The 22,607-nt window shown below is 34.7% G+C and carries 21 protein-coding genes; 13 read left to right on the forward strand and 8 right to left on the reverse strand.

Annotated features, from left to right (window positions below; translation table 11 throughout):
• Positions 1 to 4 precede the first annotated feature (4 nt).
• The 5 genes from HJ01_RS08635 to HJ01_RS08655 form a co-directional block, all read right to left on the reverse strand.
• On the reverse strand, positions 5 to 1,129 hold the full coding sequence (locus HJ01_RS08635; RefSeq protein ID WP_007137992.1) for a peptidylprolyl isomerase: 1,125 nt from the start codon (positions 1,127 to 1,129) through the stop codon (positions 5 to 7).
• Positions 1,130 to 1,148: 19 nt separating this feature from the next.
• The gene (gene gldI, locus HJ01_RS08640) at positions 1,149 to 1,838 is read right to left on the reverse strand and encodes a gliding motility-associated peptidyl-prolyl isomerase GldI (protein ID WP_007137993.1); all 690 of its coding nucleotides are present in this window, start codon (positions 1,836 to 1,838) and stop codon (positions 1,149 to 1,151) included.
• 6 nt (positions 1,839 to 1,844) lie between these two features.
• Positions 1,845 to 2,852, reverse strand: a complete 1,008-nt coding sequence (locus HJ01_RS08645) for a DHH family phosphoesterase (RefSeq protein ID WP_040473814.1) — start codon at positions 2,850 to 2,852, stop codon at positions 1,845 to 1,847.
• 67 nt (positions 2,853 to 2,919) lie between these two features.
• Positions 2,920 to 4,173, reverse strand: coding sequence for a voltage-gated chloride channel family protein (locus tag HJ01_RS08650; RefSeq protein WP_007137995.1), 1,254 nt, complete (start codon positions 4,171 to 4,173; stop codon positions 2,920 to 2,922).
• Between the two features lie 44 nt (positions 4,174 to 4,217).
• A complete protein-coding gene (locus tag HJ01_RS08655) occupies positions 4,218 to 4,628 on the reverse strand; it encodes a RidA family protein (RefSeq protein WP_007137996.1) in 411 nt (136 codons plus the stop codon).
• A gap of 253 nt (positions 4,629 to 4,881) precedes the next feature.
• Here HJ01_RS08655 and HJ01_RS08660 point away from each other — a divergent pair, with 253 nt between their 5' ends.
• Together HJ01_RS08660 and HJ01_RS08665 are read left to right on the forward strand one after the other, a co-directional pair.
• Positions 4,882 to 5,478, forward strand: a complete 597-nt coding sequence (locus HJ01_RS08660) for a hypothetical protein (RefSeq protein WP_007137997.1) — start codon at positions 4,882 to 4,884, stop codon at positions 5,476 to 5,478.
• A 127-nt stretch (positions 5,479 to 5,605) separates the two neighbouring features.
• Entirely contained in the window at positions 5,606 to 6,307 is a 702-nt protein-coding gene (locus HJ01_RS08665) for a hypothetical protein (protein WP_007137998.1), read from the forward strand.
• Positions 6,308 to 6,332: 25 nt separating this feature from the next.
• Here HJ01_RS08665 and HJ01_RS08670 read toward each other — a convergent pair whose 3' ends face one another.
• The gene (locus HJ01_RS08670) at positions 6,333 to 6,860 is read right to left on the reverse strand and encodes a hypothetical protein (RefSeq protein WP_007137999.1); all 528 of its coding nucleotides are present in this window, start codon (positions 6,858 to 6,860) and stop codon (positions 6,333 to 6,335) included.
• Between the two features lie 343 nt (positions 6,861 to 7,203).
• On the opposite strand from HJ01_RS08670, the gene guaA reads away from it, so the two are divergent.
• The 6 genes from guaA to yidC all read left to right on the forward strand — a co-directional run bounded on the left by guaA (position 7,204) and on the right by yidC (position 15,277).
• Positions 7,204 to 8,733, forward strand: a complete 1,530-nt coding sequence (guaA, locus tag HJ01_RS08675) for a glutamine-hydrolyzing GMP synthase (RefSeq protein ID WP_040473795.1) — start codon at positions 7,204 to 7,206, stop codon at positions 8,731 to 8,733.
• 129 nt (positions 8,734 to 8,862) lie between these two features.
• Positions 8,863 to 10,803, forward strand: a complete 1,941-nt coding sequence (locus tag HJ01_RS08680) for a LysM peptidoglycan-binding domain-containing protein (RefSeq protein WP_007138001.1) — start codon at positions 8,863 to 8,865, stop codon at positions 10,801 to 10,803.
• A complete protein-coding gene (locus HJ01_RS08685) occupies positions 10,803 to 11,210 on the forward strand; it encodes an OsmC family protein (RefSeq protein ID WP_007138002.1) in 408 nt (135 codons plus the stop codon). The genes HJ01_RS08680 and HJ01_RS08685 overlap by 1 nt, the downstream gene beginning before the upstream one ends.
• A gap of 49 nt (positions 11,211 to 11,259) precedes the next feature.
• The gene (locus HJ01_RS08690) at positions 11,260 to 11,493 is read left to right on the forward strand and encodes a DUF3820 family protein (protein ID WP_007138003.1); all 234 of its coding nucleotides are present in this window, start codon (positions 11,260 to 11,262) and stop codon (positions 11,491 to 11,493) included.
• Positions 11,494 to 11,645: 152 nt separating this feature from the next.
• Entirely contained in the window at positions 11,646 to 13,259 is a 1,614-nt protein-coding gene (locus tag HJ01_RS08695; protein WP_007138004.1) for a CTP synthase, read from the forward strand.
• Between the two features lie 119 nt (positions 13,260 to 13,378).
• Positions 13,379 to 15,277 carry a membrane protein insertase YidC gene (yidC, locus tag HJ01_RS08700; protein WP_007138005.1) on the forward strand — a complete coding sequence of 633 codons (1,899 nt, stop codon included), beginning with the start codon at positions 13,379 to 13,381 and terminating at the stop codon, positions 15,275 to 15,277.
• 54 nt (positions 15,278 to 15,331) lie between these two features.
• Here yidC and HJ01_RS08705 read toward each other — a convergent pair whose 3' ends face one another.
• Complete coding sequence (locus HJ01_RS08705; RefSeq protein WP_007138006.1) at positions 15,332 to 16,297, reverse strand: fasciclin domain-containing protein; 966 nt, start codon at positions 16,295 to 16,297, stop codon at positions 15,332 to 15,334.
• A gap of 513 nt (positions 16,298 to 16,810) precedes the next feature.
• Here HJ01_RS08705 and HJ01_RS08710 point away from each other — a divergent pair.
• From HJ01_RS08710 to HJ01_RS08730, 5 genes are all read left to right on the forward strand, one after another.
• Positions 16,811 to 17,464: a toxin-antitoxin system YwqK family antitoxin gene (locus HJ01_RS08710; protein WP_238531079.1), complete on the forward strand. Its 654-nt coding sequence runs from the start codon at positions 16,811 to 16,813 to the stop codon at positions 17,462 to 17,464.
• A 73-nt stretch (positions 17,465 to 17,537) separates the two neighbouring features.
• Positions 17,538 to 18,725, forward strand: coding sequence for a tRNA 2-thiouridine(34) synthase MnmA (gene mnmA, locus HJ01_RS08715; RefSeq protein ID WP_007138008.1), 1,188 nt, complete (start codon positions 17,538 to 17,540; stop codon positions 18,723 to 18,725).
• 113 nt (positions 18,726 to 18,838) lie between these two features.
• Entirely contained in the window at positions 18,839 to 20,452 is a 1,614-nt protein-coding gene (locus HJ01_RS08720) for a S8 family peptidase (protein WP_007138009.1), read from the forward strand.
• A 14-nt stretch (positions 20,453 to 20,466) separates the two neighbouring features.
• Positions 20,467 to 21,411, forward strand: coding sequence for an NAD(P)H-dependent flavin oxidoreductase (locus HJ01_RS08725; protein WP_007138010.1), 945 nt, complete (start codon positions 20,467 to 20,469; stop codon positions 21,409 to 21,411).
• 12 nt (positions 21,412 to 21,423) lie between these two features.
• Complete coding sequence (locus tag HJ01_RS08730) at positions 21,424 to 21,834, forward strand: hypothetical protein (RefSeq protein ID WP_040473796.1); 411 nt, start codon at positions 21,424 to 21,426, stop codon at positions 21,832 to 21,834.
• Between the two features lie 97 nt (positions 21,835 to 21,931).
• Here HJ01_RS08730 and HJ01_RS08735 read toward each other — a convergent pair whose 3' ends face one another.
• Positions 21,932 to 22,366: a DUF4268 domain-containing protein gene (locus HJ01_RS08735; protein ID WP_040473817.1), complete on the reverse strand. Its 435-nt coding sequence runs from the start codon at positions 22,364 to 22,366 to the stop codon at positions 21,932 to 21,934.
• Positions 22,367 to 22,607: the final 241 nt, after the last annotated feature.

Below are 22,607 nucleotides of genomic sequence, written 5' to 3' on the forward strand. Positions count from 1 at the left end.
ATTTTTATTGAGGCATTGATTCTAAGAGTTCTACTTCGAAAATAATATTAGTATTTGGAGGTATTACATCTCCCGCGCCACCTGCGCCATAGGCTAAATGTGAAGGTATAAATAATATTGCTTTATCTCCAATAGATAATTTTTCCAGTCCTTCAATGAATCCAGGAATCATGCCGTCTTTTCGTCCTGCTTGAAAAGGAATAGGCTGATAGCCATTTTGTGCGGCCCTATTAGGATCATATTTTCCAAATATTTTCGCTTCGCTTTCAAGACTGGTATCAAAAAGCTGGCCGTCTTCTAGGAAGCCTGCATAATGAATGTAGATTGTTGTTCCTTTTGCTGGTTTTTTGCCTCCCGCTTTTTTGGTGATAACATATTTAAGACCACTTGAGGTCTTCATTGCTTTGCTTTTTAAGGCATTAAAATATTTAACTTTGTCATCGCGAACGTCTTTGTATTTTTCGTCGTACGCTTTTTTGCTTTGTGCATCTGTAGCTAGTTTTTTCTTTTGATTTTCCGATTCTACTGAGAAGTAGTCGTAAAATGTTTTTACTGCATTAAACTTTTTTGCAGCCTCACCTTTTCTAATGATAGTAACTTTCTTGATATAGTCATTTTGTTCAACTAGGTTTACTACATTCATTCCTTCATCTACCACATGTCCAAAAATGGTGTGTTTTCCGTCTAACCATGGCGTTGAAACGTGCGTGATAAAAAATTGGCTGCTATTGGTTGCTGGACCATTATTTGCCATAGCTAAAACTCCACCGCCATCAAAACGCAAGTCATTAATTTCATCTTTAAATTTGTAGCCTGCATCACCAGATCCGGTACCTAATGGATCCCCGGTTTGAATCATAAAGTCTTTAATAACCCTATGAAATTTTAGTCCATCATAAAAAGGTTTTCCTTTCAAGTTGTCATTGGTTACAAAATCATTTTTTCCTTCTGCCAGAGTAACAAAATTAGCGACTGTTATAGGGGATTTTTTATAATCTAGCTCCACAATAATGGCTCCCCTGCTTGTTTCTATTTTAGCATAGAGACCATCGGGAAGATTACTGTTTTCTTCGTTACAGGAATAGAAGGTTGCAATTACGAGTAATACTAATAGGATGCTTTTTTTCATATCGATATTAATTAACTTATTATTTAAGGGAATCTTTTGGTTTTATATTTTGAATTTGCTTTTTCACAGCAGTTGCTTGCTTAGGCGTGCTATCCTTTGATACTGTTTCTAAAGGGAGTTTCACAACAGCTGGTTTAACTTCCTTTTGTTTTTTATAAACAGATTCCGGCATGAAATCATTTAGTGTCACTGTGCAAAGTAAGGGCTGGTTTACTCCTATCTTTTTATTGTCTCCATGATAACCAAATCCCATATGTGATGGGAAAAGAAAAGTCACCGTTTCATTTTTATGCATCAGTTTGATACCGTCTCTTAATCCAATCATGATATCCTGTTTATCTACATAATAGGTCTGAGGTCTCAATTCTAACTGGGAGTATATTATATTTCCATCGATGTCCTTTATCTCATAATCAAAGAATACCACATCCCCTTTTTTTGGAGTTAGAGTGTCTAGTTCGTTCATGGTTTCATAAGAATACCAATAGCCTTTTGACGAAGCGAAATATTCCACGGTAGGGTTGTTTTTCATGATGGCTTTAAGCCGAGATTCCTCACTTGCTACTAACTTCTTATTTCTTTCCGCTGACTTTTTCATGAAAGTTCCAGAAGTATGAGAAATCGGTCTTCTTGCTTCCTGATGCTGTTTGCAGCTAATCAGCAAAACGGATATAAGAAATAGAACTGCGATATATTGGCTGAATTTCATAATCTATTATAGCATTAGGTTTGTTACTAGATCTTCAAATTTACGTATGGTTTCCTCCATTGATACTTCTGATTTTCCACCAGCGGCATTGCGATGTCCACCACCTTGAAAATGATCCCTTGCAAATTGGTTAACATCAAAGTCACCCTGAGAACGGAATGAAATTTTGATGATTTTTTCGTCTTTATTTTCGATGAAAATAGCTGTGAAAACAATCCCTTTTATACTCAGTCCGTAGTTTACAATACCTTCAGTATCCCCTTTTATATAATCAAAGGTGTCTAGTTCCTCTTGGGTCAATGTGGTATAGGCTGTTTGATGATCAGATAAAACCTTTAGATTTTGAAGTGCTCTTCCAAGCAGCTGCAAGCGGCTGTACGAGCTGTTTTCAAAAAGTAATGTAGGTATTTTTGTGTTTTCTACACCTAAATCTATTAATTCGGCAACAACTCGGTGTGTGTTTCCCGTAGTTCCCGGAAAACGGAACGAACCAGAATCGGTAAGTATTCCAGTGTAGATACAAGTTCCAATTGTTTTGTCAATATCTTCTTTTTTTCCAAGAAAGGAAATGAAGTTATAAAGCATTTCACATGTTGAACCAAAGGAAGTGTCTGAATAAGTGTAAGCAGCATAATCATCCGGTTTTTGATGGTGGTCGATCATGATGAAAGGCGCTTTCATTTCGGCTAATACTTCTTCCATGCCACCACCCACACGGTGTAAAGCATTAAAATCTAAAGTAAAAATCAAGTCAGCCTCCTCAAGAATTTTTACACTATTTTCTCTTTCTTTTTCGAATATTTTAACCGTTTCTGAGCCTGGAAGCCAAGCCAGAAAATCGGGAAATTCATTTGGCGCAATGACGGTCGGTTCATGATTATTTTTCAATAAAAAATGATATAATCCTAAAGTCGAACCCATAGCATCGCCATCAGGGCCTTTATGTGGAATTATTGCAATTTTTTTTGGTGTTGCTAGTAGCAACTTTATCGCTTGAATGTCTTGTGTTTTCATAGTCTGCGAAATTACATTTTTTAATGTAAAGTTTGAAATCATTTGGCAAATAACACGTTTTACTAATTTAGAAATTATCCAGTTTTTTCCTTTTTAATTTTTGATATAAATGATATTTGGGACCTCGAACTATCTGAGAATGATAAATTCCAATGGAACCTGAAGCTAAATAAGCAATAAAACAGGCAATACCGATGTAAGCTGCACTTTGTATCCCAAAAAGCTCAATTCCCATAATGGTACAGGCGATAGGTGTATGTGTTGCTCCCGAGAAAACAGCCACAAAGCCCATTCCTGCCAATAGCGCAATTGGAAGAGGAACAACTAATGACAATGCGCTTCCTAGTGTTGCACCAATAAAGAAAAGTGGAGTGACTTCACCGCCTTTAAAACCTGCGCCCAAAGTAAAACCCGTGAATAATATTTTGGCTAAAAAATCATAATACACGCTAGGCGTCGAAAAAGAATTCACGATAATAGGAACTCCTAAACCCAAATATTTTGTTGTGCCTAGGAAGTAAATAACGATAGCAAACAAAATTCCTCCAACAAATGGACGCAAAGGAGGGTATTTAATCTTCGAGAATAAAGTGCCCCAAAAATGAGTGCTTCTGGAAAAGAGCATGGCTGCTAGTCCAAATAAAATACTAATTGGAATAATCCAAAGCAGTATATTGATATTAATGTCAGGAACTACGGGGATTGAATAATGAGTGTGTTTTACTGCCCAAATTTCAACCGTGAAGTAGGCGATATATGCCACCAAAAAAGATAAAATTATGCTTTTATAGCTGACCTTGCTGAAGTACAAAACCTCTAAAGCGAATAAAGCTCCCGCTAATGGCGTTCCGAAAACTGAAGCAAATCCTGCGCTTATCCCTAAGATGATCATTGTCTTTCTGTCTGAATTATCGAGTTTAAAAAACCCTGTAAATTGGTCAGCAATAGAGCCACCCATTTGTACGGCAGTTCCTTCACGTCCTGCTGATCCGCCAAAAAGATGGGTAATTATGGTTCCAAAGAGCACTAAAGGGGCCATTTTTAATGGAATCGTCTTTTTTGGAGTTTCGTATTCTTCTAACAATAAATTATTCCCTCTTACAGCAGATGATCCATAATAATGGTACGATAGTCCTATAAGTAGACCTCCTATTGGTAAAAACCAAATTATCCAGCTGTTTTCGCCCCTATAATCTGCCACCCATTCTAAGGCCACTAATAAAGATGCGGAAGCAGAACCAGAGAAGAAGCCTATCAATACACAAATGAGAATCCATTTGAGGGAGAGCAATATTGTTTTTATAATTTTTTCTGAAATCATTCTTTTCTTTAGGGGGAATTGCCAAATACTATTTTGCTAAAGTATTACAATACATCCAAATTATTGTGCTTTTCAGGAAGTACGGCTGTAAATTCTATTTCAACGAGATATTCCGGAGCAACCAATTTGCTGATTTCATAAAATCCAGTTGTTGGCTTGATGTCCTTGAAGAAAGCGGAATGTGCTTTGGCAACATCCTCAAAAGTAGTTATGTCAGTCGTAAATATTCTAGTGCGAATGACATCTTTCATGCTCGCATTTAAATCTTCAAGTACCTTTTCGACTCTTTCAAGAATGTTAAATGTTTGAGCATAAGCATCAGTAGATTTTACTTTCTCACCATCTACTATGGCTACTGTTCCTGAAACTTCAATGCTATTTCCTATTCTGACAGCACGACAATATCCCATTTTATCCTCCCAAGGAGAACCCGATAGTATGTTTTCTCTTTTCATTTTTCGTTGATTTTTTAAGGCCGCTCGTAAAGTAATTCCGGCCAATTTGAAAATTGGTATATTTTTTGCAATTTATGAAAAATAGTAAAATAAAAAATACCGATTTTATAGAAAAAAGTTCGATTTTGATAAAGTGTTTTAATCGCCAAAAAGTAATAAATTCGAAAACATAAAGTTATAAAGGAAAGTTAAAGAATGCCATTTTTATGTTTTTATAATATTGGTTTTTTATTTTTAAAAAAAAATTACACAAATGATGAGTCAAGACACAAGTGTTATGAACCGAATTTTCTTTTTAATATTAATATTAGGACTGTCTGTAAAAGGGTATTCCCAAATTGAAATTAGCAATAAGTTTAAAGCTATACCTCCAAAAAGTAAAGAGGTGAAAATTAAACCTGTAGTTCCGCCAATTCCTGGGCCACCTAAAGTTATGCCTTATGTTCCGACTCCACTTCCAGAAAACAATTTTATAGTGCCTAAAAATGAAATCATTGTGGCTTCTAAAGCGTATCGAAGAAATCAAGATTTAGGTATTTATAAGACAAATTCTAAAACAGCAAAAGTGGAATATCGAGATGGCGCTTATGTTGACGGGGATCGTATTAGGATTTATGTGAATTTTAAGGTTGTAGATTATGAAGTTATTTTGGAGGGTGATTTTAAAGGATTTGAAGTGAAGCTTGAAAAAGGTGTTAACAGAATCGATTTTGAAGCGTTAAATGAAGGTTTTGCTGCTCCAAATACAGCTGAGTATAGGGTGTATGATGATAAAGGAAAATTAATTTCTGCTAGCCAATGGAATATAGGCCAAGGCTATATGGCTACCATAATAGTAGAAAAGGAATAAATGTTGTTTTTCAATCGGATAGGGTTAAAAATTTTTAATGTTCGCCAGAGGTTTTGTTTTCTAAATAGAAAGCTTGGTATATTTGTCGCAACTTGATATTTAGATTATTTAAAAACAAAGTGGTATAATGAAACAGATATTATTGGTTATTATAATGTGTATTGCAATAAACGGCTATTCTCAAACTGAGTTTAGTTATAAGTTTAAAGTAATACCTCCTTTGGATACAGGAATTAAAAGTAAAAAACCAGCCCCGTTAAAGGTTGCGCCTCCAGATATCCTAGCTCCCAATATTTTTAAAAAACCAGAATTCAAATTTCCTAGCACTAATTTTAAAATTGGCGATCCTGATCCTGTTTCTATGATTCAAACCAATGATTTTATTAATCCTGGGGATGAAGTACGGGATAAAATGAATAAAAGTATTGATAAGTCATTAGTCAATAGTGGATTAAAAGAGGATGCTTCCTATCTTAATGTAAAGGATTTGAACTTTGGAGTCATTCGAACCAAGTCAAAAACATTGATGATTCGAGTACGGGATTATGGTGCTATTGATGGCGATTTAATAAAAGCGACAATAATACGCAATTACAAGAGTACCGTTTTAGCCAATAATTTGTACTTAGACACCAATTTTAAAGACATAAAAATAGAACTTCAGGAGGGGTTAAATTATTTAGAGTTAGAAGCTTTGAATCGCGGCGCTTTGGGCGGAAATACAGGAGCTTTTTATATTTATGATGCCGAAGGAAATATGCTAATGTCCGACTTGTGGAATAATTTTGATACAGGGGTTAAATCTAAATTTACATTTATAAAAGAATAAGAGTTCCTATTTTATCCCTTGTGGACTAAAAAGGATCAGCAGTGACCTTGAATTTCATATCAGAACGTACTGTAATATCTTTGGTGACCGTCTCGCCAATGGTAGCCTTTATCCTTAATTTATAGGAAGAAGCTTTAATGTATTTGTCTAGTTTTTCCGAACTGCAAATTAGATTAATGATACTTGAAGTAGAATTGATGTTATCTAAATAAGCCAATTCAATTTCATCATTAGCATCTGTTGATATAAAGATATGTATTGACTTAAGAAAACTGAATGTTTTATCAGCAGGGTCTGTAATTGTCAATTTTAACTCATCTAATTTTACGTCTTTTACTAGGTCTGCTTTTGTATTGTTGTTGTCAAAAACGGCACTTGAATTAGTTGTTACATTGGGTGTAACTATTTCAGAAGCAATGTTTAGAGGGAAGCCGCTGGCAATTTTAAAAGTGGTTTGGTTTGATACCGTAAAAGTCAGTAAACTATCAATTACACTACAAGAAGCAATTAAAACACCAAAAATGGCAATGGCCGTAATTTTTTTTATTTTCAAAATATTTGTTTTAAAATTTGAGTAGGTAAAAGTAGATAATTAAACGGATTTATTTTTTTTTTACTGATGCTTCCGTTTTTTTGATTGTTTAGTTTAATTTATACTCTTGAGTAATCTGTTTTTATACAGTTAGTTGTGAATTATTTTGGTTTGACTTTACTTTTTTAAATTGTGAATATAATTAGTGTAATTTTAAACTAATCTAAGCTGTTCAGTTACGCTACAGTAGAAAATCTGTTTTTAGTTTATGTGTTTTTAAAGGAGTATTATTTACTGATTGAAAATAAATAAATTTTTTTAAAATTCAATTTTTCAATTCCGAATATAAAAAGTATTTTTGCGCATGCAACACAACGTACTTATTTTAGATTTCGGATCGCAATATACACAGCTTATTGCGCGTAGAGTTCGCGAATTAAATATATTCTGCGAAATTTTCCCATACAATCATTTTCCGAGTGATTTGTCCCCTTATAAAGCCGTAATTCTTGGAGGTAGCCCTTTTTCTGTTAGAGGAGAAGATGCACCACATCCAGATTTATCTCAAATTAGAGGAAAGCTACCTATGCTTGCCGTATGTTACGGAGCACAGTATTTAGCTCATTTTAGTGGTGGTGAAGTAGCTGCTTCAAACACAAGAGAGTATGGTAGGGCTAATTTGTCTTATATAAAACCAGACGAAACTTTCTTTGAAGGAGTTGATCTTAACAGTCAGGTCTGGATGAGTCATAGCGACAGTATTAAAGCATTACCTACAAATGGGGTAAAGTTGGCTAGTACACATGATGTAGAATTTGCCGCTTATAAAATCGAAGGCGAAACTACCTATGCGTTACAATATCATCCTGAAGTATTTCATTCTACAGATGGGTCAAAAATGCTAGAGAATTTCTTGGTTAAAATTGCTGAAGTTCCGCAAAACTTTACTCCTAACGCTTTTGTTGAGGATATGGTTGCTGAGCTTAAAGAAAAGATTCAAGACGATAAAGTAGTTCTTGGACTTTCTGGTGGTGTAGATTCTACAGTAGCAGCGGTTTTATTGCATCAAGCAATTGGTAAAAATTTATATTGTATTTTTGTTAATAACGGCTTGCTTCGTAAGAACGAATTTGCTCAAGTATTGGATCAATACAAAGGAATGGGATTGAATGTTAAAGGCGTTGATGCTGGAGATCGTTTCTTGTCAGAATTGGCAGGAGTTAGTGATCCTGAAACAAAACGTAAAATTATTGGACGCGTTTTTATCGAAGTTTTTGATGATGAATCGCATCTAATTGAAGATGTAAAATGGTTAGCGCAAGGTACTATATATCCTGATGTCATTGAATCCGTTTCTGTAAAAGGGCCATCAGCAACTATAAAATCGCATCATAATGTAGGTGGTTTACCGGATTATATGAAATTGAAAATTGTTGAGCCGCTTCGTATGCTTTTTAAAGATGAAGTGCGTAGAGTAGGAGCTAGTTTAGGAATTGATGCTGAATTGTTAGGAAGACATCCTTTTCCTGGACCTGGATTGTCAATTCGTATCTTAGGAGATATCACGCCAGAGAAAGTAAGTATTCTACAAGATGTTGATGCTGTCTTTATTGATGGATTAAAATCTTGGGGATTGTATGATAAAGTATGGCAAGCGGGAGCAATCCTACTTCCTGTAAATAGTGTGGGTGTAATGGGTGACGAGCGTACTTACGAAAAAGTAGTGGCGCTTCGTGCAGTAGAATCTACCGATGGTATGACAGCTGACTGGGTTCATTTACCATATGATTTCTTGATGAAAGTTTCTAATGATATCATAAATAAAGTAAAAGGTGTGAATAGAGTAGTGTATGACATTAGCTCAAAACCACCAGCAACTATTGAGTGGGAGTAGGCTGTACGGCTTCTTCTCTTCATTGAGAATTTTTATTTATAATGTTCTTTATATAGACGGTATCAGATTTTGGAATAAAATTTGATACCGTTTTGTTGTCTTTGATTTAATAACTTTTATAATATATAAATGATGAAGTATTTTTTTGCGATTTGTATTACCATTGTGATGATTACCAATACTGTTTTTGCCCAAGAAAAAGCGATTACGCATAAAGTAGAAAAAGGAGAAACGATAGTTCAAATTGCAATCAAGTATAATGTTACTCCGTTTGATATTTATCAATTAAATCCAGATGTGCAAAATGGCTTGAAGCCAAATAGTGTTTTATTGATTCCAAGTAAATCGTCTAGTAAAATCACAAGCCTTCCAGTTAAAGCAAGTGTGCAAGCAATAACACATTTAGTAACGCCAAAAGAGACTTTGTATGGTATTGAAAAACAATACGGGGTTTCAGATGATGAATTGAAAAAAGCCAATCCATTTCTTGAAAACGAAGGATTGCAAATAGGACAAACGCTTGTTATTCCTGCGAAAAATAAAATAATAAATACTGCTGTAGTTCATGAGAAGCTAATCTATCATGATGTGCTTCCAAAAGAAACTAAATACTCCATTTCCCGAAAATACGGAATTACTATTGCAGAACTTGAAAAGCGCAATCCAGAAATTTTAACGGGTTTGCCTATCGGGTATCGATTGATAATAAAAGGAACTACGCCTAAAACGGCTAAAGTGCTTGAGCAGCTAGAAGCTAATAGAGAAGATGTAATTCAAAAGCCATTAAAGGTAGCGGTAGTTTATACTAGTTATGAGGTTCAGCCTAAAGAAACACTTTATAGTTTGTCTAAAACATTCGGCATGAGTCAAGAAGATTTCATTGCGCTTAATCCAGAGCTTAAGAATGGAGTTGAAATTGGTATGATTTTGAAGGTGCCTTATAAAGATGCCGCTTTGCAAGAGAACAGAAAAGAATATACAGCTTTGTCAAAAAAAATCAGTTTAGGAAGTCGTAAAAAAATGGTGCTACTTTTACCATTTAATATACCTAGAGTTGAGGGAGACACGATAAACTCTACTGGAAATCGTTTGAAAAAAGATAAGTTTTTAAACATGACGTTAGATTTCTATGCAGGAGCGCTGATTGCAATTGATTCTGCTAAAGTTTTAGGTCTTCCTGTCGATGTAGAAATTTACGATTCTGAGGAAACTAAAAATAGCTCAAACGTTGCGTCCATTATCAGAAATAATAATCTTACAACTGCTAATGTTATAATTGGACCTTTTTATCAAAGTAATGCTGAAACTGCCGCTCAGTTATTGAGTGAAAGAAATGTTCCGGTAATTTCTCCATTATCAAAGGATGTAGGGAATCCTTTTAATAATTTATATCAAACTATACCTACAAACGAAGTGATTAAAAATGCTATGTTTGATTACATGAGAGCTCATAATGGAAATATTATGGCAGTGGTTGATCGAAAAAAAGAATCAATTGTCCAGTATATCAAGGAATATCAAAAGAATGTGCCATTTGTAGCATTCAAAGAGAACGGAAGTGTTTCTGCTGAAAGCTTAAAAAGCATGCTGGTTAAGGATAGAATGAATTATGTAGTCATGGAAACGGGGAATACCTGGATGATAAAAACTACAATTGCTGCAATGGTTAGTTCGATGTCAGAATATAAAGTGCAATTAGTGATCTTAGAACCAAATGAAACCTTGGACACTGATGAAATTAAATTTTCGAACCTAATAAAATTGAAGCTGATGTATCCTTCAGTCACTCGTGATAATAACTCATCTGAAGCTGTGATTTTTGACAAAGAGTTTAGAAAAGTGAATAATATTTATCCAAGTGACTATGCGACTCGTGGTTTTGATGTGACCTTTGATACCATGATGCGATTAGTGCAAGATAAAACTTTGGAAGAAACCGTTAATTCTGCAGCCACAAAACAAGTGGAGAATAAATTTGAGTATTATAAAAAACCTGATGGAGGTTATACAAATAAAGGGGTGTTTATTATGTATTACGATAGTGATTTAACTTTGAAAGAAGCGAACTAATGACGTCAAAAGTAACCTACTTGGGTGAGTTAAGAACATCATCAATACACATTCAATCCGGAATCGAAATTATTTCTGATGCGCCTCTAGATAATCAAGGAAAAGGTGAAGCTTTTTCACCAACCGATACCGTTGCAAATGCTTTGGCCAGCTGTATGATGACCGTAATGGGGATCAAGGCCCGTGATTTAGGTATTGATATGACTGGCGCTATAGCATCAGTCACTAAGATTATGAATGCGGAGCCCAGGAGAATTGGCGCGATTGAAATTTCATTTGAAATGAATATTGCCATTGATCAAAAAAACAGAACTATTCTGGAGAGAACGGCGATGACATGTCCCGTTTTCTTGAGTTTGAATACCGAAATAGAAAAAAGAATCACTTTCTACTGGGAAGTAGGCTAATGATCAGTAATTAGTTTCAGGTTGAACCTTAAACTTTAAATCTTGAATTTTGGATAAAAATCAACAGCAACTTATAAAGTTAGCTCATACTAAAATGCCTTTTGGTAAATACGAAGGAAAATACCTTATTGATATTCCAGAGTACTATGTGGTATGGTATCATAATAAAGGTTTTCCAAAAGGAGAATTAGGGGAACAGCTAAAGCTTATATACGAGTTGAAATTGAATGGACTAGAAGAATTGATACGAAATATTAAAAAAAGGTATCCAAAACCTCATTAATTTAAGAAATTAATGAGGTTTTTCTTTTTAAGATAAGAGGTTAAGCAATTGTCAATTTTCCAAATTATCTCATTTGTAAATTAGCATATTCTCAATTTATAATCGTATTTTTGCCGAGTTTTTTACACAACTACAATACAAACAACAACATAATGAATCAAACGAAATATATTTTTGTTACTGGCGGTGTGACTTCTTCTTTAGGGAAAGGAATTATTGCAGCATCTTTAGCAAAATTGTTGCAAGCACGAGGGTATAGGGCGACTATTCAAAAATTTGACCCCTATTTAAATGTTGATCCAGGAACATTAAACCCATATGAACACGGAGAATGTTATGTGACTGATGACGGTGCTGAAACGGATTTAGACTTAGGACATTACGAGCGTTTTTTGAATGTTCCTACTTCTCAAGCAAATAATGTTACTACAGGAAGAATATATCTTTCAGTTATTGAAAAAGAAAGAAGAGGAGAGTTTCTTGGAAAAACGGTACAAGTGGTACCTCATATTACCAATGAAATAAAAGATAGAATGCAATTGCTTGGTAATTCAGGTGATTATGATATTATTATCACTGAAATTGGTGGTACTGTTGGGGATATTGAATCTTTACCTTATATAGAATCAGTTCGTCAACTGGTTTGGGATATGGGTGAAAACAATGCTATTGTAATTCACTTGACTTTAGTACCTTATTTAGCTGCTGCTGGGGAGTTGAAAACAAAACCAACACAGCATTCTGTGAAAACGTTGATGGAAAGCGGTATTAAAGCAGATATTTTAGTTTGTAGAACAGAGCATGAAATTTCGGATGAAATTCGTAACAAATTAGCGTTGTTCTGTAATGTGAAAAGAGAAGCAGTTATTCAATCGATTGATGCTTCAACTATTTATGAAGTGCCTAATTTGATGTTGGAAGAAGGACTTGATGTTGTGGCGTTAAAAAAATTGGACTTGCCTAAAAAGGCAGCTCCAGACTTAAAAAACTGGAATATTTTTCTACGTAGATTAAAAAATCCAAAACATACTGTGAATATTGGTTTGATTGGGAAATATGTAGAAATGCAGGATTGTTATAAATCAATATTAGAAGCTTTTATACATTCAGGCGCTTCGAATGAAACTAAGGTAAATGTGATTTCTATTCATTCAGAACATATTGATGCCGCAAATATTGAAGAGAAATTAAAAGGTCTTGACGGTATACTTGTAGCGCCAGGTTTTGGAGAAAGAGGAATCGAAGGAAAAATAGAAGCTGTGCGTTATGCACGTGAGAATAAAGTTCCTTTTTTCGGAATTTGTTTAGGAATGCAAATGGCTGTAATTGAATACTCAAGAAACGTATTAGGATACGCAGATGCTAATTCAACAGAAATGAATGAGCAAACCAAGTATCCTGTTGTTAACTTGATGGAAGATCAAAAAAACGTAACTGAAAAGGGAGGGACAATGCGTCTTGGAGCTTGGAAATGCGAGATTAAGCAAGATTCATTAGCTTATAAAGCTTATGGTCAAACCACTATTTCTGAACGTCACCGTCACCGTTATGAGTACAACAGTAAATTTGTTGATGTATTACAAAAAGCAGGTTTAAAAGCTTCCGGAGTAAATCCTGATACAGGCTTGGTTGAAATTGTAGAAATAGAAGATCATCCTTTTTTCATCGGTGTGCAATACCATCCAGAATATAAAAGTACTGTGGCAAACCCACATCCACTTTTCGTGAATTTTGTTGCAGCGGCGGTAAAAGCAAGAAAAAAATAATATACAGTAATACGTTTTTAGTTGCGGTTTATCTATGACTAAAAATGATAATGACTATTTCTCATTGTGGAAAGTTTCAATAAAGGAACTTAAAACATTAAACTTTGAATTAAATTATAATGGAAGGAAAAAAATTTGACCCGAATTCGATAATTGGTTTTGTCTTGATTTTTGGGATATTACTTTGGATAATGTGGCAAAATCAGCCTACTGAAGCTGATATTGCAGCTGATAAGGTAAAGAAAGAATTGGTGATTCAAGATGCTAAAACTAAAGAAGCGGAAGCGAAAGTGGCTGCTACACCAGCCGTAATTACTGCAGGAGATACTTTACAGTTGGCTCAACTTCAAAAAAGCTTAGGTGATTTTGCTTATTCAGCAACACTTCCATCGGCAAATGATTCGTATACAACAATCGAGAATAAATTAGTAAAATTGAAAATTGCTAATAAGGGTGGATATATTGTAGAGGCTACTTTAAAGAATTTTGAAAGATTTAAAAAAGGATCTGGAGAATTAGTAAAATTGATAAAAGACAACAATGCTAATTTGAATGTGCAATTGCTTACAAGCGATAATCGTACTTTAAATACTAAAGATCTTTATTTTGAACCAACGTTGACTAAAAATGGTGAAGATCAAATTTTAGCCATGCGTTTGAAAGCGGGTGCAAATGAGTATTTAGAATATAAATACGTGTTGAAGGCTGATGATTACATGCTTGATTTTGATATTCATTCGCAAGGGTTAAATAAAGTTCTGAATGTATCCAAACCATTAAAGTTAGAATGGGATTTGAAGTCATATACGAATGAAAAAAGTATGACTACTGAGAACAGATATTCTGAAATGTACTATGAGCATGAGGATGGTAAAAGCGACTATCTTGGACTGGGTCATGATGAATCGGAAGCTGCTGAAGATGTATCTTATATCGCTTATAAACAGCATTTTTTCTCTTCTATTTTATTGACAAACACTCCTTTTGAAAAAGCAGAACTTTATTCTAATAATTTGGTTAAAGATTCTGAAACCGATACTATTTTTACTAAACAATTTAAGGCGGTTGTCCCTTTAGCATTCAAAAATGGGGAAATTGACCAAAAAATGAATTGGTATTACGGTCCTACGGATTACAAATTACTGAAAAGCTACGATAGAAATATAGAAGACATTGTTGCTTTAGGTTGGGGTATTTTTGGTTGGATCAATCGACATGCATTTATTCCTGTATATGGTTTCTTAAGTATGTTTATACAACATGGATGGGCAATTATATTGTTTACCATATTGGTTAAATTAGTTTTATCTCCTATTACATATAAATCATTTTTGTCTCAAGCAAAAATGAAAGTATTGAGACCTGAAATTAATGAATTGGGGGAAAAATTCAAAAAAGACCCAATGAAGAAGCAGCAAGAAACAATGAAGCTGTATAATAAAGCAGGAGTGAACCCAATGGCTGGTTGTGTCCCTGGTTTATTGCAAATGCCGGTCTTTTATGCTTTGTTTCAATTTTTCCCGTCGGCAATAGGATTGAGACAGGAAGGTTTTCTGTGGGCAAATGATTTGTCTTCTTATGATTCCATTTATGAGTTACCGTTTCATATTCCAGCATATGGAAATCACATTAGTTTGTTTCCTATTTTAGCATCTATTGCTATCTTCTTTTACATGAAAATGACAACTGGTGATCAGCAAATGGCACAACCACAGCAAGAAGGTATGCCGGATATGGCTAAAATGATGAAAATCATGATTTATGTTTCGCCATTAATGATGTTATTTTTCTTTAATAGTTATGCATCAGGATTGAGTTTGTATTATTTTGTTTCTAACTCTATTACAATTGGAATTATGCTTGTGATTAAGAATTATATAATTGATAGTGATAAAATTCATGCTCAAATTCAAGAAAACAAATTAAAAGAACCTAAAAAACAAGGTAAGTTCCAACGAAAACTTCAGGAAGTTATGGAACAAGCCGAAGCTCAAAAGGCAAAGGATAAAAACAAATAGAAGTAAAAAGCTTCCGCGACTGCGGAAGCTTTTTTATTTTAAGTTGTTTCTGTTTTATAATAAAGGTAATAGAACTTTGTCTATTGCATGAATAACGCCGTTGGAACATTGCACGTCTGTAATCACAATATTTGAACTACGGTTATTAGCATCTTTAATTTTTGCGCCGCCACTCAGTTGTATGGTAAATGTCTGAGCTGGACTAAGAATAGGAGTCACTATTTGGCCTTCTGTTAATGTTGCTGCCAGTACATTCGCGGGGCTAACTACATGATATTGTAATACTTTAGTCAAATTTGCCGCTGAAACGCCTGCAATTCCGCCAGGTGCTAATTCAGTATTTAATGCAGTAAATGCTGTATTAGTTGGCGCAAAAACGGTGAATGGACCAGCTCCTGATAAAACGGTGACGAAGTCAGGCTGATTTGGTCCGGTTAAGGCACCAACTAATGAAGTGAAATTAGGATTAGCAGTTGCATGAGTTACAATAGTTGGTAAACCAATGACTTTGTCCACCAGATGTATAACGCCGTTCGAGGCCATTATATTAGGAGTTGTGACAGTCGCTACTCCATTTAACTTCACACCGGCTGTAGTGTTAACATACATGCTTAATGTATTGGTTGTAGACGCAGTACCTTTAGCTAATGTTTTGATATAGCCAGTGGTTAGGTCAGTAGCCATCAGTTTAGTTGAAATAACATGATTTAGTAATATTTCGGTCAATGCTGCTTTCGGCACATCATTGATTGTTGCATATGGGGTTGATGCAAGAAACGCCGTAAATGCTGTATTTGTAGGTGCAAAAACGGTATATGTTCCACTTGCCTGCAATGTGGCTGTAAGTTCTGTTCTTTGTAGTGCTTGAACTAAAATACTCAAGTCCGGCGTTTTTAAGGCAAGTCCAGTGATTGAGTTGTCAACTGGAGGAGTAGTTTTATCGTCATTATTACATGAGATTAATAAAACGAAAAGAGACAGAATTAGGGTCAGGTTCCTGATTTTAAATAGATTTTTCATAGTAAATAGTTTTAGATTTTTATCTAAATTAAAACATAATATTGACAAATTGTTTAAATTTTATTTAAAAAACATCAACAAAATAAAAATTTATGATTTTTTTTATATTTGTTTAATGCATTTAAATTGGTATTAATCAGCTGTATTGCAGGCGCTTAAAGGTTTTAATGCTTTTTTTATCTGTGATGAGCCCCGCTGTTTTTGTTAAACAACTTATTTAAACGGTGTAAAATGCCGTTTTGTTATACTGAGCTAGGGCTCAGATAAAATGATAGCAATAATAAGTTTTGGTACTTTTCTAGAAGCTGCTGATTAGATTAAATAACGTGTATATTTTGACTAGTAGTAATTATAGAATTATTTGAATATGCTTTTTCTGTAATAAAATGTAATTTTGTGCTCATACGTAAAGCTTTTTATTGAGCAGGTTTAAGTAAAGATTTGATAGTTATGAAAAAAATTAAGTTTTGTTTTTTTAAAGTGTTCTTTTTGATGATTTTTAGCCAAACGCTAATGTCTCAAACAGATTTTAATAAATTAGATGCTCAAGGAAAAAAGCATGGATCGTGGAAAGGATTTTATGAGGAATCTAAAAGACCAAGATATGAAGGGGCATTTGAGCATGGAAAAGAAATTGGAATTTTTCAGTTTTTTGATGATACCAAAGCAAAATCTATAGTAGCCACTAGAGAGTTTAATGCAAAAGAGAATTCAGCATATACTATTTTTTTTGATCAGGCAAAAAATAAAGTTAGTGAAGGTGTAGTATCCAATAAACTATTTGAAGGTCTTTGGAAATATTATCATCAGGCTTCACAAACCGTTATGACCATAGAAAACTATAAAAGCGGTAAGCTGGAAGGGTTGCGGTCCGTTTTTTATACAAGTGGTAAAATTGCCGAAGAAACCAATTATAAAAATAATTTGAAGGAGGGAGTCTATAAGAAATATTCTGAAAACGGAGTTGTCTTAGAAGAATCAATTTATAAAAATAGTGAATATAGCGGATTGGCCATTTTTAGAGATCCCGATGGCAATATGGTCTCTAAAGGACAATTTGTAAAGGGGAAGAAAGCGGGTATTTGGCAATTTTTCGAAAAAGGCAAATTAACTAAAGAAATTGACATGAGTAATCCACAGAGCATCTCAAAGTCCAATCGCAATTAACTTTATCCTTGTACAGATACTCTAATAAAACATTGTAACTTTGCAGTCTTATAAAATTATTAAAGATTTCAAAATGAAACGTGTTGTAGTAGGACTTTCTGGAGGTGTTGATTCGAGTGTTGCCGCATATTTGTTGCAACAACAAGGGTATGAAGTGATAGGCCTTTTTATGAAAAATTGGCATGATGACTCAGTTACAATTTCCAATGAATGTCCATGGTTAGAGGATAGTAATGATGCATTGCTTGTCGCTGAAAAATTGGGAATTCCTTTTCAAACAGTAGATTTGAGTGAGCAATATCAAGAAAAAATTGTCGATTACATGTTTAGAGAATATGAAAAAGGGAGAACTCCAAATCCTGATGTTCTTTGCAACCGCGAAATCAAATTTGACGTTTTTATGAAGATTGCTCTAAGCCTTGGTGCTGATTATGTTGCCACAGGTCATTATTGTAAAAAAAGCGAAATCGAAGTCAGTGGCGAAACAGTATATCAATTACTTGCTGGTGCCGATAATAATAAAGATCAATCGTATTTCCTTTGCCAATTGTCTCAAGAACAGTTAGCAAAATCATTATTTCCTATTGGAGAGTTAACCAAGCCCGAAGTGCGGGACATTGCTGCTCAAATGGAATTGGTCACAGCCGAAAAGAAAGATTCTCAAGGTTTATGTTTCATAGGAAAAGTACGTTTGCCAGAATTTTTACAACAAAAATTACAGCCAAAAGAAGGATCTATTATTCAAATAGACAAAGAGCATTCGATATATAATACTGAGGATAAACAAGAGTTATCTGTTAAAGATTCATTGTTATTAGCATCCAATAAAATTGCATACACCCCTGAAATGGGTAAGGTAGTTGGAAAACATCAGGGTGCACATTACTTCACAATCGGTCAAAGAAAAGGTTTGAATGTAGGGGGGACAACTGACCCTTTATTTATTATTGCAACAAATGTAGAGACTAACACGATTTACACTGGTTTAAGTAGTCAACATCCAGGACTGTTCAGAAAGGGATTGTTTATAGAAAAATCAGAAGTACATTGGATTCGTACTGATTTAGCTTTGGATAATGGCGGACAAATGGAAGTTATGGCAAGAATACGTTACAGACAACCATTACAAAAAGCTACTTTACATCAGTTTGAGGACGGAATGTATATTTCATTTCAAGAACCACAATCAGCAATCACTGAAGGGCAATTTGCAGCTTGGTATCTTGATGATGAATTAGTTGGTTCGGGAGTTATTTCTTAGTTTAGTACTTTGATATGATAATCTTTACTTTTCGAATGTGATATTGTCGTAAATATTTTTCTTGCAGTTAAGAAATCTGTACACTGAGGATTCGTTTAATGTAATACTTGATTATGAAAAAAGTTTTTCTATTCTTTTATTTATTTCTCACTACCATAGCTTTTTCACAAGAGGATGCTTGGGTGTACTTTACTGCCAAAAATAATTCTCAGCTTTATTTTGATTCACCCTTAGAAATGCTTTCGCAAACAGCCTTGGATAGAAGAATAAATCAAAATATCGTTTTAGATCTAAAAGATATTCCGATTGACAAATCCTATATAAGTCAAATAAAGTTAGCCTCAGGTATTACGGTGATGGCCAAATCAAAATGGCTCAATGCGATTCATGTTAGAGGAACTCAGACCGCAATAAATTCATTAAAAACGTTTGCTTTTGTTGACAAATTAGATTTTGCAAATAAAGTATTAAACCAAACAGGAAAGACAGCCAAATCGTTTAAGATAAATGAACAAAGTAAGACTAAGAAAATAAAAATAGATTATGCTTACGGTAGCTCGGCAAATCAAATCCACATGCTTAACGGTGATATTTTGCATCAACAAAACTACACTGGTTCAGGAAAGATTATTGCTATTATGGATGCTGGTTTTCCTGGGGTAAATACAGCCCAACCTTTCCAAAGGTTGCGAGATAACAATCAAATTTTAGGTGGCTACGATTATGTATCGAGAAGCGCTAATTTTTATAGTGGTAGTTCTCATGGTACCTTTGTACTTTCTTCTATGGGAGGATACAAGCAAAATGCATTAGTGGGCACAGCTCCAGACGCCTCTTATTACTTATTTATAACAGAGAACGATGCTTCTGAAAATCCTGTTGAAGAGTCCCTTTGGGTTGAAGCTGCAGAAAAAGCGGATAGTTTAGGGGTAGATATTATTAATTCTTCCTTAGGATATTTTGAATATGACAACACCGCTTACAGTCATAGCTATACAGATATGAATGGTACCACTAATTTTATCTCGCGTGGTGCAGAAATTGCATTTAGTAGAGGTATTATTGTGGTTACATCAGCAGGCAACGAAGGAACTACTTCAGAACCTCATATTGGGGCACCTGCCGATGCGGTTTCAGTACTTACAATTGGCGCTGTAAATTCAATAAAGGCAAGAGCTTCGTTTAGTTCTATTGGTCCTTCCTATGATAACCGAATTAAGCCAGATGTTATGGCACAGGGCGTTTCAGCAGTTTTATCTGACCAATTCGGGAATATAATTACAGCAAATGGAACTTCATTTTCAAGTCCCATTATGGCGGGAATGGTGGCCTGCTTATGGCAAGCTTTTCCCAATAAAACAAACAAAGAAATCAGGCAGCTAATCATTGAGTCGGCAGATAGATTTGCGGTGCCTAACGCTCAATATGGTTATGGAATCCCAGATTTTAGCCTAGCCTTAAGCAAGGTATTGTTTGTAGATGATTTTACTAAAAATTACTTTGTTGCCTATCCAAACCCAACTACTGATCTAATTTCAGTTTCTTTTCCAGAAAGCTTCAATAAAGGAACAGTTGTTTTTTATACTGTTTTAGGTAAAAAAGTTTTGGAGCGAACCATCAGCAATCAATCGAATACTTTTTCACTAAAGTCATTGAGCAATGGGATTTATTTTTACAAAATAGAAGCCGATGCTTTCTCAAAGAGCGGTAAAATCATAAAACAATAACATTCAAATTACTAATGAATAAAATTACAAAGCTCTTCAATATTAAATATCCTATTATCCAAGCAGGAATGATCTGGGTTAGTGGTTATAAACTCGCCAGCGCAGCAAGTAATGCAGGAGGATTAGGCTTGATAGGGGCAGGATCTATGTATCCTGAAGTACTACGGGAGCATATTCAGAAATGTAAAAAAGCGACCTCAAGACCTTTTGGTGTGAATGTCCCGATGTTGTACCCTAATATCGAGGAAATCATGAAGATTATCGTCGAAGAAGGGGTGAAAATTGTTTTTACCTCGGCTGGAAATCCTAAAACCTGGACGCCTTACTTAAAAGAAAACGGGATTACTGTTGTTCATGTGGTAAGTAGTACTGTTTTTGCTTTAAAAGCGCAAGCGGCAGGTGTTGACGCCATAGTGGCTGAAGGCTTTGAAGCGGGCGGACATAATGGAAGAGATGAGACAACAACATTCACTTTGATTCCAATGGTGAAACAACAAATACAGATTCCGGTAATTGCTGCTGGAGGTATTGCTGACGGGCGGGGAATGCTTGCTGCGATGGTCTTGGGCGCCGATGGTGTTCAAGTGGGAAGTAGGTTTGCAGCTTCAACAGAATCCTCGGCACATGAGAACTTCAAAAAAACAATTATCGAAGTACAGGAAGGCGGGACGCAATTGACATTGAAAGAATTGGCACCAGTAAGATTGATTAAAAATAAATTCTACCAGGATCTTCAAGATTTGTATGAAAAATGTCCAACAAAGGAAGAATTAGTGACTTTTTTGGGCAGAGCAAGGGCAAAAAGAGGTATGTTTGAAGGCGATTTAATTGAGGGCGAGCTGGAGATTGGCCAAATTGCAGGATTAATTCATCAGATAAAATCAACAGAGGAAATCATTGTTGAAATGATGGCAGATTTTGAAAAAGCAAGAAAAGAAATGCAGTCGTTTGATTTCTAATTTTTATAACTAATGAACAAAATTAAAATATATATCGTGTTGCTTTTTTTATGCCTTGGCTTGCAACATTCTTATAGTCAGAAGTATCAATTCAAAACCTCTGGTTTTAGTGTTTTAGAAAAAAACGAAAGAGGTAAATGGGGTAAATGGTCCGACTTGAAATTAGTGAATCTATTAGTGTCATTAGATACAGATAAGAGTAGAATCATTGTGTACTCGCAAGCTATTCAGTTGTTTGAAATCATCGAGTATCAGCCCACTGAGGAAAATGATACAGATATTGTCTATTCTTTTACTTGTAAGGACAACAACGGAGATGACTGTACTCTGTCTATAATTACCAGGAAAAATCAGGGTAACAGGAAGCAATTATACATCAATTACAACAATAGGATTATCTTATATAATATATTCAATATGTAATGTCTAAAATAAAGAAAGTCGCTGATTGTGACTTTTTTTATTTGAAATATTTTTTTGCTTGGGTAGGAATGTAAAGCTACACCTCGTTCGACCTTAGCTAATTTACATCTTTAATAAAGTCATCATACTCTGAGTAGAAAAGCTCTAAAGCGCTCATTTTTTCGTTATAAAAAGAGAATATTTCATCCCAGTAACTGCGGTTACTGACACTTACTCCTAGTTTTTCAATCCAAATGCGGCTAATGGTTTTTCCATTTTCAAGAACGTAATTTTTTTCGAATACCAAATCTTTGACGAATTCCTCCTCTAAAATACTTTTTAAAGCTTCTAGTTTTTCAAAATAGCCAGTTCGCAAGTCATCGTTGCGATGCTCGATATCAATTAGTACCTGGGCTTTCTTATTATCTACATAAAACTTAAAAGAGAAATCTTTTATTTTGGTATCGTATAGCACCCATTTCCGGGGATACTTCTCTGCGAATGTGACCCAGAATTCTCGTTTTAATTTTTGAGTTTCTTCTTTGCTATACATTTTGTTTGTTTTGGTTTTAGAAAATTTGCGCAAAGCCATTTTCTAAACTATATTTATATTATATTCTGACTGCAAAAATAGACTTTGATTATGGATTTTCAATATTTTTTAGAATATGTTCCTAATTTGGCTGAAGCCAAGCTTCCAGCGATGGAGGCTCATATTAAAATGGCGCCATTAGAAAGGATCGAAAGCCTGAAAAACATCGTCTTGGAAAGTAAAAGTCCAAGAGTGGCTGCCG

The organism is Flavobacterium frigoris PS1, from assembly GCF_000252125.1.
Classification (GTDB): Bacteria; Bacteroidota; Bacteroidia; order Flavobacteriales; family Flavobacteriaceae; genus Flavobacterium; species Flavobacterium frigoris_A.

Excerpts from the sequence above, each read along its gene's own strand:
- HJ01_RS08635 (WP_007137992.1), bottom strand. The coding sequence starts at position 1,129 with ATGAAAAAAAGCATCCTATTAGTATTACTCGTAATTGCAACCTTCTAT.
- gldI (WP_007137993.1), bottom strand. The coding sequence starts at position 1,838 with ATGAAATTCAGCCAATATATCGCAGTTCTATTTCTTATATCCGTTTTG.
- HJ01_RS08645 (WP_040473814.1), bottom strand. The coding sequence starts at position 2,852 with ATGAAAACACAAGACATTCAAGCGATAAAGTTGCTACTAGCAACACCA.
- HJ01_RS08650 (WP_007137995.1), bottom strand. The coding sequence starts at position 4,173 with ATGATTTCAGAAAAAATTATAAAAACAATATTGCTCTCCCTCAAATGG.
- HJ01_RS08655 (WP_007137996.1), bottom strand. The coding sequence starts at position 4,628 with ATGAAAAGAGAAAACATACTATCGGGTTCTCCTTGGGAGGATAAAATG.
- HJ01_RS08660 (WP_007137997.1), top strand. The coding sequence starts at position 4,882 with ATGATGAGTCAAGACACAAGTGTTATGAACCGAATTTTCTTTTTAATA.
- HJ01_RS08665 (WP_007137998.1), top strand. The coding sequence starts at position 5,606 with ATGAAACAGATATTATTGGTTATTATAATGTGTATTGCAATAAACGGC.
- guaA (WP_040473795.1), top strand. The coding sequence starts at position 7,204 with ATGCAACACAACGTACTTATTTTAGATTTCGGATCGCAATATACACAG.
- HJ01_RS08680 (WP_007138001.1), top strand. The coding sequence starts at position 8,863 with ATGATGAAGTATTTTTTTGCGATTTGTATTACCATTGTGATGATTACC.
- HJ01_RS08685 (WP_007138002.1), top strand. The coding sequence starts at position 10,803 with ATGACGTCAAAAGTAACCTACTTGGGTGAGTTAAGAACATCATCAATA.
- HJ01_RS08695 (WP_007138004.1), top strand. The coding sequence starts at position 11,646 with ATGAATCAAACGAAATATATTTTTGTTACTGGCGGTGTGACTTCTTCT.
- yidC (WP_007138005.1), top strand. The coding sequence starts at position 13,379 with ATGGAAGGAAAAAAATTTGACCCGAATTCGATAATTGGTTTTGTCTTG.
- HJ01_RS08705 (WP_007138006.1), bottom strand. The coding sequence starts at position 16,297 with ATGAAAAATCTATTTAAAATCAGGAACCTGACCCTAATTCTGTCTCTT.
- HJ01_RS08710 (WP_238531079.1), top strand. The coding sequence starts at position 16,811 with ATGTCTCAAACAGATTTTAATAAATTAGATGCTCAAGGAAAAAAGCAT.
- mnmA (WP_007138008.1), top strand. The coding sequence starts at position 17,538 with ATGAAACGTGTTGTAGTAGGACTTTCTGGAGGTGTTGATTCGAGTGTT.
- HJ01_RS08720 (WP_007138009.1), top strand. The coding sequence starts at position 18,839 with ATGAAAAAAGTTTTTCTATTCTTTTATTTATTTCTCACTACCATAGCT.
- HJ01_RS08725 (WP_007138010.1), top strand. The coding sequence starts at position 20,467 with ATGAATAAAATTACAAAGCTCTTCAATATTAAATATCCTATTATCCAA.
- HJ01_RS08730 (WP_040473796.1), top strand. The coding sequence starts at position 21,424 with ATGAACAAAATTAAAATATATATCGTGTTGCTTTTTTTATGCCTTGGC.
- HJ01_RS08735 (WP_040473817.1), bottom strand. The coding sequence starts at position 22,366 with ATGTATAGCAAAGAAGAAACTCAAAAATTAAAACGAGAATTCTGGGTC.